The 11,618-nt window shown below is 68.3% G+C and carries 11 protein-coding genes and 1 pseudogene; 10 read left to right on the forward strand and 2 right to left on the reverse strand.

Annotated features, from left to right (window positions below; genetic code table 11):
• Nucleotides 1-21 precede the first annotated feature (21 nt).
• Nucleotides 22-213, forward strand: a pseudogene (locus I5I_RS16210) (6-phosphofructokinase); the annotation flags it as partial.
• Nucleotides 214-467: 254 nt separating this feature from the next.
• The gene (locus tag I5I_RS01580; protein ID WP_051039420.1) at nt 468-1,382 is read left to right on the forward strand and encodes a hypothetical protein; all 915 of its coding nucleotides are present in this window, start codon (nt 468-470) and stop codon (nt 1,380-1,382) included.
• A 167-nt stretch (nt 1,383-1,549) separates the two neighbouring features.
• Here the strand turns inward: I5I_RS01580 and I5I_RS01585 are convergent, their stop codons facing one another.
• The gene (locus I5I_RS01585; RefSeq protein ID WP_036315597.1) at nt 1,550-3,673 is read right to left on the reverse strand and encodes a S9 family peptidase; all 2,124 of its coding nucleotides are present in this window, start codon (nt 3,671-3,673) and stop codon (nt 1,550-1,552) included.
• 176 nt (nt 3,674-3,849) lie between these two features.
• On the opposite strand from I5I_RS01585, the gene I5I_RS01590 reads away from it, so the two are divergent.
• From I5I_RS01590 to I5I_RS01620, 7 genes are all read left to right on the forward strand, one after another.
• Nucleotides 3,850-5,190, forward strand: a complete 1,341-nt coding sequence (locus I5I_RS01590; RefSeq protein ID WP_036315601.1) for an inorganic phosphate transporter — start codon at nt 3,850-3,852, stop codon at nt 5,188-5,190.
• Nucleotides 5,190-5,522, forward strand: coding sequence for a hypothetical protein (locus I5I_RS01595; RefSeq protein ID WP_036289744.1), 333 nt, complete (start codon nt 5,190-5,192; stop codon nt 5,520-5,522). Before I5I_RS01590 ends, I5I_RS01595 begins: the two co-directional genes overlap by 1 nt.
• A gap of 87 nt (nt 5,523-5,609) precedes the next feature.
• Nucleotides 5,610-6,515: a phosphodiesterase gene (locus I5I_RS01600; protein WP_036315605.1), complete on the forward strand. Its 906-nt coding sequence runs from the start codon at nt 5,610-5,612 to the stop codon at nt 6,513-6,515.
• Between the two features lie 79 nt (nt 6,516-6,594).
• A complete protein-coding gene (locus I5I_RS01605; protein ID WP_036315608.1) occupies nt 6,595-6,990 on the forward strand; it encodes a MerR family transcriptional regulator in 396 nt (131 codons plus the stop codon).
• Entirely contained in the window at nt 6,987-7,973 is a 987-nt protein-coding gene (locus tag I5I_RS01610; protein ID WP_036315613.1) for an aldo/keto reductase, read from the forward strand. Before I5I_RS01605 ends, I5I_RS01610 begins: the two co-directional genes overlap by 4 nt.
• Nucleotides 7,974-8,119: 146 nt before the next feature.
• Nucleotides 8,120-9,577, forward strand: a complete 1,458-nt coding sequence (locus tag I5I_RS01615; protein WP_036315616.1) for an aspartate ammonia-lyase — start codon at nt 8,120-8,122, stop codon at nt 9,575-9,577.
• Between the two features lie 81 nt (nt 9,578-9,658).
• Nucleotides 9,659-10,099 (forward strand): DUF4190 domain-containing protein, encoded by a 441-nt coding sequence (locus tag I5I_RS01620; protein ID WP_036315618.1) that lies wholly within the window; start codon nt 9,659-9,661, stop codon nt 10,097-10,099.
• A 59-nt stretch (nt 10,100-10,158) separates the two neighbouring features.
• Here I5I_RS01620 and I5I_RS01625 read toward each other — a convergent pair whose 3' ends face one another.
• Nucleotides 10,159-11,025 carry a fumarylacetoacetate hydrolase family protein gene (locus I5I_RS01625; RefSeq protein WP_036315621.1) on the reverse strand — a complete coding sequence of 289 codons (867 nt, stop codon included), beginning with the start codon at nt 11,023-11,025 and terminating at the stop codon, nt 10,159-10,161.
• Between the two features lie 222 nt (nt 11,026-11,247).
• On the opposite strand from I5I_RS01625, the gene I5I_RS01630 reads away from it, so the two are divergent.
• On the forward strand, nt 11,248-11,616 hold the full coding sequence (locus I5I_RS01630; protein ID WP_036315624.1) for an FKBP-type peptidyl-prolyl cis-trans isomerase: 369 nt from the start codon (nt 11,248-11,250) through the stop codon (nt 11,614-11,616).
• The last annotated feature ends 2 nt before the right edge of the window (nt 11,617-11,618 follow it).

Genomic DNA, 11,618 nt, shown 5'->3' on the forward strand with positions numbered 1-11,618 from the left:
TCGGTCCCGGGGATCCTCTAGAGTCGTTTCGACCGGGTGCTCGCGACGCGCCTGGGTCTGCATGCCGCAGACTCCGTCTACGAGCAGGCCTGGGGCCAGATGGTCTCGCTGAAGGGCACCGACATCGTGCGGGTGCCGTTTGCGGAGGCTCTCGGTGAGCTGAACACGGTGCCGATCTACCGCTACGAAGAGGCCGCCGCGCTCTTCGGCTGAGCCCGCCACCGGGACACCGAAGATTCCGTGTCCCACTTTTCGCTGGCGTTGTCCCACTTCCGCCGTGCCGTGTCCCACTTTCTGCTGTGCAGGAGGCCACCCGACAGCAGGAAGTGGGACACGTCCTGTGCGAGGGTCACTCTCACTGACCACGCCCTACGCAGGTTCCTCCCCGGTCGGCGTCGGGCTCTGAGGTTTCCACCGTTCGGTGCTCAGCCACCAGAGCATCGCTGCGCACGGGTGACGCTTGCGCGATGACGACCTCGAGCGACCTGCCGCTGAGTCTGCCGGACGCGTTCACCGTCGCGCAGGCGCGAGATGCGGGCGTGAGCCCCGGGCGGCTGCGGGGACGCGATCTGTCGCGTCCCTTCCACGGCGTCCGCGCGCGAGTGGAGCCCACTCCTGGCTCGCTTGAGGCATCGTGTCGGGCGCTGCTGCCGAGGCTGCGCAGCGGGCAGTTCTTCAGCCACGAGACCGCCCTGTATCTTCTCGGAGTGCCTCAGCCGGAGTGGCCGTATGAGCCGACCATCCACGTGTCCACCCACCGTCCTGCGCGCGAACCCCGTACTCACGCCGTGGTGGGTCATCGGCTGCAGCTGCGAACGCCGGCCCACACGACGGTGGGCGGGATGCCGGTCGAGCACCCGGCGCGTGCCTGGCGTCAAACGGGCACGCTCTGGCGGCTCGATGACCTCGTTGCTGCCGCAGATCACCTGATCTCAGGCCGGAGCCCGCTGACGGATGCGGCCGAGCTTCGGGGTGAGATCGAGGTGATGGGGGACGTGCGCGGCGGAATTCTCCGCAGGGCGCTGGCGCTCGCTCGCGGTGGCGTGCGCTCTCCTCGCGAAACGCGCTTGCGGTTGCTGCTGAGTCGCGCGGGCCTGCCGGAGGCCGAGGTGGCCTGGAACCTGTTCGACGATCGGGGGACGTTCGTCGCGGAGCTCGATCTGGCCTTTCCCCGCTATCGTCTCGCGGTCGAGTACGACGGCCGCGTCCACGCTGACGATGCGCGTCAGTTCGCGCGCGACGCCGACCGGTGGGCGGCCATTCGCGGCCTGGGTTGGCAGCACGAGCGGGTGCTGGCCCATCACCTCGTCGGCGATGGCCGGCTCGCGGTCGCGATGGTACGAGAGGCCCTGCAGCGTGCGGGGTGGACGCCCGGGCGCTGACGCCGAGGCACAGAGGCGCGGCGCCGGAACTGTGTGTCCCACTTCCTGCTGCCTGGGAGCGCTGTCAAGCACAGATAGTGGGACATGCCTCGGCATAAGTGGGACATGCCTCGGCGTGCGGGGGACAGGTCCGGGGACAGGTCCGGGGGGAGGGCGGGAGGGGGGAATCAGTCCTCGGCGAGGCCCAGCACGTCGAGCAGCCAGGCGAGCTCGAAGGCGCGCTGCTGCCAGGAGTTGTAGCGCCCGGAGACACCGCCGTGGCCCGCGACCATCTCGCACTTGAGCAGTGCGTCAGCACCGACCTCGCGCAATCGCGCCACCCACTTGGCGGGTTCCACGTAGTAGACGCGGGTGTCGTTGAGCGACGTGGTCGCGAGGACCCGCGGATACGTCACTCCCTCGCGCACGTTCTCGTACGGCGTGTACGACTTCATGTACGCGTAGACCTCCGCGTCGTGCAGCGGATCGCCCCACTCGTCCCACTCGATCACCGTCAGCGGGAGCGAAGGATCGAGGATGGTCGTCAGGGCGTCGACGAAGGGAACGTCGGCGAGGATGCCGGCGAACAGCTCGGGGGCGAGGTTCGCGACCGCGCCCATCAGCAGACCGCCCGCAGAACCGCCCTCGGCGACGAGGCGGTCGGGTGCGGTGACGCCCGTGTCGATCAGATGACGCGCGACCGCGACGAAGTCGGTGAAGGTGTTGCGCTTGTGCTGCAACTTGCCGTCCTCGTACCACTGGCGTCCGAGTTCGCCGCCGCCGCGAACGTGCGCGACGGCGAAGACGACGCCGCGATCGAGCATCGACAGACGCGCCACCGAGAAACCGGGTTCGATGGAGTGCTCGTAGGACCCGTACCCGTAGAGGTGCAGCGGACGCGGCGCGTCCCCCGGCTCGCCGAACGACCGCTTCCACACGATCGAGACGGGCACGTGGGTGCCGTCGGATGCCGTGACCCACTCGCGCCGCTGCCCGTAGGCCGACGGATCGTATCCGCCCAGCACGGGCTGGCGCTTGCGCAGGTGCAGCTCACGCGCCGCCACGTCGTAGTCGTAGACGGTCCCGGGGGTGAGGAACGAGCCGTAACCGAGCCGCACCACGGGTGGGGCCCATTCGGGATTGCCGCCGGCTCCGGCGGTGTAGAGCTCCTCCTCGAAGGCGAGCTCGTCGATGCTGCCGGTGGCGTAGTCCAGGATCCCCATTCGCGACAGCCCGTCGCGTCGGTACGACACGACCCCCCAGTCGCGGAAGGCGGACATATCCAGCACGCGCCGCCCGGGAGTGTGGGCCAGCACGACGTCACGTTGGCCCTGTGGATCGGATGCCGCGACGCGCACCAGTTCGAAATCGAGCGCGCCGTCGTTGTGCACGATGTAGAGCACGTCCTCGCCGCCCACGACGGCATGGGTGGCCGAGTACTCGACGCCTTCTCGACGCGGCCAGATGGATCGCGGCTCGGAACGCAGATCGGTCGCGTCGACGAGGTACTCCTCGGTCGTGATGGAGGAGCCCACCTCGATGACCAGGTACTTCTCGCTGCGCGTGAAGCCGGCACCCACCCAGTAGCGCTCATCCGGCTCGTGGAACAGGCGCGCGTCGGCTGCGGCATCGGTGCCGACCTCGTGCAGCCAGACGGTGTCGGGTCGCCACGCGTCGTCGACCGTCGTGTAGACGATGTACCGGCCGTCGGGGGAGAACGACGCTCCCGCCGAGGTGTTCTCGATGACGTCGGGCAGGTCCTTCCCGCTGACGAGGTCTCGTACACGCAGCGTATAGCGCTCGTCGCCCTCCACATCGACACCGAAGAGCAGTCGAGAACCGTCGGTCGAGACGTCGAAGCTGCCCAGGGAGAAGAACTCGTGACCGTCGGCCTCGACGTTGCCGTCGAGCAGGACGATCTCGCCGGGGACGTCGACGCCCGGCGTCAGGACAGGAGGCGTCCAGTCGTCGGGGCCGGCCAGAGGCGCGCGGCATTGGATGCCGTACTGCTTGCCCTCGACGGTGCGCCCGTAGTACCACCATGCGCCCTGACGCGTCGGAACGGACAGGTCGGTCTCGAGGGTGCGAGCCTTGATCTCGTCGAAGATGCGCTGGCGCAGCCCCGCGAGGTGGGCCGTGCGCTGCTCGGTGAAGGCGTTCTCGGCTTCGAGGTGCGCGATGACCTCGGCATCCTCCTTCTCCCGCAGCCACTCGTAGTCGTCTCGCACCTCGTCGCCGTGATGACGGCGAAGCGTCGGACGAGCGGCGGCGACGGGGGCGGACAGCGGCGTGGAGGACGTCTCTCGGGTCACCGCTCCACGCTAATCCACGCCCGGCGTGTCGGGGCGGGATCGCCGTTCTGCGAGGGGCCTTGAATGTGGGAGTATTTCTGTGGTCCGGTTGCCGGAGAATGAAACCACGGTGAACTCTTCGTTCGCATCGCCGATTCCGTCGGCTCCCTTCCTGTGAATCCCGACGAAAGCGAACTGTGGAAACCGCTGCCCTCATCGTCGTGCTGGTGATCGTGCTGGCGCTGTTCTTCGACTTCACGAACGGCTTTCACGACACCGCGAACGCGATGGCCACCCCGATCGCGACCGGGGCGCTCAAGCCCAAAGTCGCTGTTCTGCTCGCCGCGAGTCTCAACCTCGTCGGCGCCTTCCTGTCCACCGAGGTGTCGAAGACGATCTCGCACGGGATCATCCGCGAGGACCAGATCGAGCCGCTCGCGTTCTTGCCGATCATCTTCGCCGGCCTGATCGGTGCGATCACCTGGAACATGCTGACCTGGCTGCTGGGTCTGCCCTCCAGCTCCTCGCACGCCCTGTTCGGCGGGTTGATCGGGGCGACGCTCGTCGGCGCGAGCGCGGCGGCCATCGATTTCGGCATGGTGCTGAGCAAGGTCGTCCTGCCGGCATTGATCGCCCCGTTCACGGCCGGTGTCATCGCCTTCCTGGCGACGCGGCTCGCCTACGCGATGACGCGTCGCTACGACAACAAGCCCGACGGTCGCGACGGGTTCCGCTGGGGCCAGATCTTCACCTCCTCCCTCGTCGCCCTCGCCCACGGCACGAACGATGCGCAGAAGACGATGGGAGTCATCACCCTCGCGCTGATCATGGCGGGCTGGCAGAGCGGTGCCCATGCCGACCCGCAGCTGTGGGTGATCCTGGCCTGTGCGTTCACGATCGCGCTCGGCACCTACATGGGCGGCTGGCGCATCATCCGTACGCTCGGCAAGGGGCTCACCGACGTGAAGCCCGCACAGGGCTTCTCCGCCGAGACGTCCACGGCGGCGACCATCCTCGCCTCCAGCGCGCTCGGCTTCGCACTGTCGACCACGCAGGTCGCCTCGGGTTCGGTGATCGGCTCCGGACTCGGTCGGCGCGGCTCGAAGGTGCGCTGGCGCACCGTCGGGCGCATCGCCGTGGGGTGGGTGCTGACGCTGCCCGCCTCGGCCGCCGTCGGCGCCTTCGCGGCTCTGCTGGTCGTCTGGTTCGGAAGTGCCGGCATCGTCGTCGACGCGGTGCTCGCCGTCGCGATCATCGTGGGTCTGTTCCTGCGCTCGCGCCGCAATCACGTCGACTCGTCCAACGCGATGAGCGAGGTCGCCGATTCGGGTCTCGCCGTCAAGGTCAAGCGCAACCCGCCGCCCACGCGTCGCCAGCGCGCCATCCTGCGCGCGGAGCGCGCGCAGGAGAAGGCGGAGCGCGCCAAGGAGCGAGCGAAGAACACGGCGCCCCGCGGAAAGAAGCCCTCGGCTACGAAGCCCTCGGCCACGAAGCCTCCCGCCGAGAAGTCCGGTGCTGAGAAGACGGGGGAGCGCTGATGGGTATCAGCATCGACTGGTTGGCCTTCGTCCAGGTCTTCGCCGCCGCCTTGATCGGTGCGCTGCTCGTCGTCGGCTTCTATGCGGGCGGTCTTCGGCTGCTGGTACGTGGCGGACGGGCGCCCATCGTCGCTCCTGCGGAGTTCACCGACGCGATCACCGTGATCAGCGAGAAGGAGGCGCGTCGTGCGGCCAAAGCCGCCGCGAAGGCGGCGAAGAAGAGCCCTCTGACCGACGGGCAGAAGCGTCTGGCGCTGATCGGTGCCTACCTGTCGTTCGCACTGTGCGGCGTCGCGGTTCTCGCTGGGCTCGCCCTGATCGTCCTGCACTGATCCACCGGCATCGCGATCGCGGGCGCCTCACGCCCGGAACTGTGGGAGGGTCCGCGCCGCGTCGTCGGCGGCGCCTAGGCTGAGCTCATGGCCCCCGACTCGTTCTCGTTCGGCATCCATCCACCCGCCCAGCGCGTGATCGTCCATCTCAGCGATACGCATCTGCTCGCCGGGAACCGGCCCCTCGGTGGCCGATACGATACCGCCGCCAATCTCATCGCGACATTGGCGGCAGTCGAGCGCACCGGCGTCACGGCCGACGCCATCGTGTTCACGGGCGACCTGACCGATCTGGGTGAGCCGGACGCCTACGCCGCCCTGCGCGCCGAGGTCGAGCCCGTCGCTGCGCGGCTGGGCGCGCCCATCGTGTGGGTCGCGGGCAATCACGACGAGCGCCCCGCGTTGCGTGCGGGACTTCTCGACGAGGCGCCGAGTCTCGAACCCGTCACCGGTGTGTGGGACCTCGGCGGACTGCGCCTGATCGCTCTCGATTCCTCCGTGCCGGGGTGGCATCACGGCGACCTGGATGCCGCACAGCTGGACTGGCTCCGCGGCATCCTCGCCGAACCGGCGCCGCTGGGCACCGTGCTGGCTCTGCATCATCCGCCGCTGCCGAGTCACATCCCTTTCTTCGACATCCTCGAACTCCGTCATCAGAGCGAGTTCGCGGCGGCGCTCGCCGGCAGCGACGTCCGCGCCATCCTCGCCGGACACCTCCACTACGCCACGGCGGGCACCTTCGCCGGCATCCCGGTCAGCGTCGCATCGGCGACCTGTTACACGATGAACCTCCAGCGTCCGCCGCAGGAGGTCAACGGCATGGACGGCGGACAGTCCTTCCATCTCGTGCACGTCTACGACGACACCATCACGCACAGCGTCGTCCCGGTCGGTGAGGCCGAGACGGCCGAGGTCTTCAGCGAGGAATGGACACGGGCGATGGCCGCACTCGACCCGGAGGAGCGGCTCGAGGCCTTCTCCCGAAAGCGCTGAGATGGCGAGGTGTCCCGGGCGCGGCAGATGCGCTCATGCGGCTTGACTTCGAGTGCACTCGAAGTTCTACCGTGGGGACATGACCCTGCTCCCCGTCCCCGCGCGCGAGGGCGTCTCGATCGCCGAGGCCGCCGCCGCCACCGACGTCTCGACGCACACCCTGCGCTACTACGAGCGCGAGGGGCTCATGCTGACGCCGATCGACCGCGCCTCCTACTCGCACCGCCGCTACTCGGATGCCGACATCTCCTGGGTGCGCTTCCTGACGCGGCTGCGCCTCACGGGCATGCCGATCGCCGGCATCCGCGCGTACACCGAACTCGTGCGCAGCGGCGAGTCGACCATCGCCCAACGGCGGGAGCTGCTGGTCGCGCATCGTGAACGCGTGCGCGCACAGCTCGACGAGATCACCGCGAGCCTGCGGGCCATCGACCACAAGATCGACATCTATGACAAGGAGATCGCACACTCATGAAGACCACCACTCTGGGAAGCGCCACCCCCATCGAGGTCAGCCGCCTCGGTCTCGGCCTGATGGGAATCAGCGCCTTCTACACCGGCGCCGGACAGGACGATGCGGACGGTGCACGCACCATCCTCGGGGCCCTGGATCGCGGCGTCACCTTCCTCGACACGGCGGAGATGTACGGTCCGTACACGAATGAGGAACTGCTGGGCACGACGCTCGCCGACGCCGGACGCCGCGACGAGGTCGTCATCGCCACGAAGTTCGGCACGGTTCGCCACACCGCGGGCGGTGAGCGCGGATTGGACGGAACTGCGGCCAACGTGCGCCTGGCCGTCGAGGGGTCGCTGCAGCGTCTGCGCACCGACCGCATCGACATCTACTATCAGCACCGGATGGATCCGGCGACCCCCATCGAAGAGACCGTCGGCGCGCTGGCCGAACTGATCGCCGAGGGCAAGATCCGCGGCTACGGACTGTCGGAGGCGTCGGTCGCGACGATCCGTCGTGCGCACGCGGTTCATCCCGTCACCGCGGTGCAGACGGAGTACTCGCTCTGGACCCGTGACCCCGAGGCGGAGCTGCTTCCGACGCTGTCCGAGCTGGGCATCGGGTTCGTGCCGTACTCGCCGCTGGGCCGCGGATTCCTCACGGGCACCATCCGCTCGCTGGACGTGCTCGACGACGACGACTTCCGCAAGAGCAACCCGCGCTTCGCCGACGGCGCGCTGCAGGCGAACCTCGCGATCGTCGACGCCGTCGAGAAGGTCGCCGCGGATGCCGGCGCCACCCCCGCTCAGGTGGCGCTGGCGTGGCTGCTGGCCCAGGGGGAGCACATCGCGCCGATCCCCGGCACGCGAAAGCTCACCCGCGTCGAGGAGAACATCGCAGCGGTCGACCTGGTGCTGACGCAGGACCAGCTGGCCGCGCTGGCCGCCGTCGGCTCTCCGGTCGGCGACCGCTACGCCGACATGTCGACCGTCAACCGCTGACCGTCGGGGTGCCCTTCGTCGCGGCCTCGGCCTCGGCGGAGGGCACCCGTCTGTGCGGTGTACGCCGTGTACACCGGATGCGCGTCGTCGTCGCGGGTAGGCTCGACCGCGACCACCCGAGGCGACGACCCAAAAGGACTGCACTCATGGCACCTGCCGCAACGACGCGCACCGAGACCGACTCCCTGGGATCGATGGAGATCCCCGCCGATGCCTACTGGGGCATCCACACCGCACGGGCGCTCGAGAACTTCCCGATCTCCATGCGCCCGATCTCCGTGTACAAGGACCTCGTGACCGCGCTCGCGATGGTCAAACAGGCTTCCGCCCGCGCGAACCTCGAGATCGGAGTGCTCGACGCCGAACGCGCCGATCTGATCGACCGCGCCGCCCAGCGGGTGATCGACGGAGAGTTCCACGACCAGTTCGTCGTCGGCGTGGTGCAGGGCGGTGCCGGCACCTCGACCAACATGAACGCGAACGAGGTCATCACCAACATCGCCCTCGAACTCGCCGGCCGTCCGAAGGGCGACTACGCCTATCTCTCGCCGATCGATCACACCAACCGCTCGCAGTCGACCAATGACGTCTACCCGACCGCGGTGAAGGTGGGGCTCAGTCTCGATCTGAAGACCCTCCTGGAGGAGCTGGACCTCCTGCGCCAATCGTTCCTCGCGAAGGCGGTCGAGTTCCACGACATCCTCAAGATCGGTCGCACCCAGCTGCAGGATGCCGTGCCCATGACCCTGGGCCAGGAGTTCCACGGGTTCGCGACGACCCTCGGCTACGACCACCAACGCCTGACCGAGAACGCGTACCTGCTGTTCGAGATCAACATGGGCGCCACGGCGATCGGCACCGGCATCACGACCCACCCCGGTTATGCGCCCGCCGTCCTACGCCACCTGCGGGAGATCACGGGCCTCGACCTGGCGACCGCCGACGATCTGGTCGAAGCCACGAGCGACACGGGGTCGTTCATGTCGTTCTCCTCGACCCTCAAGCGCAACGCGATCAAGCTCTCGAAGATCGCGAACGACCTGCGCCTGCTCTCCAGCGGTCCGCAAGCGGGCCTGGGGGAGATCAACCTGCCCGCGCGTCAGGCCGGATCGAGCATCATGCCCGGCAAGGTGAACCCGGTGATCCCCGAGGTCGTCAACCAGGTGGCGTTCTCCGTTGCCGGCGCCGACCTCACCGTCACGATGGCCGTCGAGGGCGGGCAGCTGCAGCTGAACGCGTTCGAGCCGATCATCGCCCACTCGATCTTCCAATCGATCACCTGGATGCGCCGCGCCATGCGCACCTTCCGGATCAACTGCGTCGACGGCATCACCGCGAACCGTGAGCGTCTGGGGGCGATGGTGGGCTCATCTGTCGGAGTGGTCACCGCGCTCACGCCGTTCATCGGCTACGCCGCCTCGGCAGCGCTCGCCAAGACCGCGCTGCTGACCCATCGCAACGTCGGCGACCTCGTCGTCGAGGCGGGGCTCATGACCCGCGACGAGGTCGACAAGCAGCTCTCTCCGGCGCGGCTGTCGGGCCTGGAGGCGATCACGCAGGCCATTCCCGTCGTACAGCCCGCCGAGAACCTCGTCGAGAGCTGACGAACCCTTTGCGCGAGACGCACGCGGGCCGATAGCGTCACTGTCAGCAACGCGCCGCACCGGCCGACCGAGGAGAGACGCATGACCGACCCCACTCAGCCCCCCGTGAATCCGCAGACGCCGCCGGCGGCACCGCCGGTCGCACCGCCGGCGTATCAGCAGGCCGGTTACCCGTCCGCTCCCGCCTACAACGGCGGCCCGGCGGCCTCCGGCTCCGTTCCCGGGCGCACGCTCGGCATCGTCGCCCTCGTTCTGGCCATCGTGCCGGTGGGGCTGCAGCTGATCGGTCTCATCCTCGGCATCGTCGCCCTGGTGCAGTCCAAGAAGGCGGGCGCGAAGAACGGCATGGCGGTCGCCGCCATCATCGTCAGCTCGGTGCTGATCGTCCTCGGCATCATCGTCGGCATCATCATCGCCGTCGCGCTCGCCAACACGGCTGGTGACCTGATCCAGTTCTGCGCGAACAACCCGAGCGGCATCTACGAGCTCAACGGCAAGACCATCACCTGCAACGGCGGCTGAGCCGCCTGAAGACGACGCCCCGGCGTCCGCGCGTGCGGATCGCCGGGGCGTCGTGCGTGTCAGTCCAGAATGCGGCAGTGAGTGGTGAGCTCGCCGATGCCGTCGATTCCCACTGTCACGATCGAGCGATCGCGCAGGAAGATCTGCGGATCGCGAGAATACCCCGCCCCTCCCGGGCTGCCGGTCGAGATCAGGGTGCCGGGCAGCAGCGTCGCCGACTGCGACAGATGCGCGATCAGCGTTGCCACCGAGCGGATCATCTGTCCCGTCGAGGCGTCCTGCACGGTCTGACCGTCGACGACCGCCCAGATGTGCAGGTTCTGCGGATCGGCGATCTCGTCGGCGGTGACGACGAAGGGGCCGTTCGGGGTGAAGCCGTCGAACGACTTGCAGCGTGACCACTGCGCTTCCGAGAACTGGATGTCGCGCGCGGTGATGTCATTGACCACCGTGTACCCCCAGACATGGGCCAGCGCGTCCTCCGCGGCGACGTCCTTGGCGGGCGTACCGATCACGACCCCGAGTTCCGATTCGTAGTCGACCGACTCGCTGAGCGATCGCGGCCACGAGGTCGTGGCGTCGTGTCCGGACAGCGAGTTCGGCCAGAGCACGAACACCGTCGGAGCGGTGTCGGCCTTGAGGCCGAGCTCGCTGGAGTGTGCCGCGTAGTTCAAACCGACGGCCAGGACGATGGGCGGCGCGTCGACCGCGGGGCCGAATGTCAGGCCGTCCAGAGGGATGCCGTCGACATCGCGGGCAGCCTCGCGCACGCGAGCGAGGAGCTCGTCGCCCCCCTCGATCAGGGCCTGCAGCGTGCGCGGAGCCGCGTCGAACAGGTCCGCCACGGGGGCGATCCGTCCGGGTGCGACCACGACGACCAGCTGCGGATCGTCCGTTTCGGGCAGGAGGACGTGGGCGAAACGCATCCCTCCAGGGTAGTGCGGGGCGATGAACTCCGCAGGTTTTGGTGATTTCGGTCACCGCGCATCTGCCGTACAGATTCTGCCCACACACAGACTCAGCGCCCGGTGCCGCGGCGATGCCTGCGTGTCTCCCGGGCGCTGAGTTGGCCTGCATTCATTGTGTTCCGAGCTCTCGGAGGGTGTCAAGAGGGTGCCCGGCCCATCCGCGCATGCTTGGATGGAGGTATGACCGAAGAGCGCACCAAGCCCGAGTTCGACGCCCCCGCAGGACCTGCTCCCGCCGACCTCGTCATCCGCGACATCATCGTGGGTGACGGCGACGAGGCGAAGCCCGGCGACAACGTCACCGTGCACTACGCCGGCGTCGAGTACGAGTCCGGTGAGGAGTTCGACTCCTCGTGGAGTCGCGGCGAGTCGATCCAGTTCCCGCTGCGGGGACTGATCCAGGGATGGCAGGACGGCATTCCCGGCATGAAGGTGGGCGGACGTCGCGAGCTGATCATCCCGCCGCACCTGGGCTACGGCCCCGCCGGTGGTCACTTCCTCGGTGGCAAGACGCTGATCTTCATCATCGATCTGCTCAAGGTCGGCTGATC

Origin of the sequence: Microbacterium sp. B24, from assembly GCF_000333415.1 — a bacterium.
Lineage (GTDB): Bacteria > Actinomycetota > Actinomycetes > Actinomycetales > Microbacteriaceae > Microbacterium.

Bases quoted from the DNA above. Each gene is read 5' to 3' on its own strand.
- I5I_RS01580 (WP_051039420.1), top strand. From the start codon at position 468: ATGACGACCTCGAGCGACCTGCCGCTGAGTCTGCCGGACGCGTTCACC.
- I5I_RS01595 (WP_036289744.1), top strand. From the start codon at position 5,190: ATGGGTATCAGCATCGACTGGTTGGCCTTCGTCCAGGTCTTCGCCGCC.
- I5I_RS01600 (WP_036315605.1), top strand. From the start codon at position 5,610: ATGGCCCCCGACTCGTTCTCGTTCGGCATCCATCCACCCGCCCAGCGC.
- I5I_RS01605 (WP_036315608.1), top strand. From the start codon at position 6,595: ATGACCCTGCTCCCCGTCCCCGCGCGCGAGGGCGTCTCGATCGCCGAG.
- I5I_RS01610 (WP_036315613.1), top strand. From the start codon at position 6,987: ATGAAGACCACCACTCTGGGAAGCGCCACCCCCATCGAGGTCAGCCGC.
- I5I_RS01615 (WP_036315616.1), top strand. From the start codon at position 8,120: ATGGCACCTGCCGCAACGACGCGCACCGAGACCGACTCCCTGGGATCG.
- I5I_RS01620 (WP_036315618.1), top strand. From the start codon at position 9,659: ATGACCGACCCCACTCAGCCCCCCGTGAATCCGCAGACGCCGCCGGCG.
- I5I_RS01625 (WP_036315621.1), bottom strand. From the start codon at position 11,025: ATGCGTTTCGCCCACGTCCTCCTGCCCGAAACGGACGATCCGCAGCTG.
- I5I_RS01630 (WP_036315624.1), top strand. From the start codon at position 11,248: ATGACCGAAGAGCGCACCAAGCCCGAGTTCGACGCCCCCGCAGGACCT.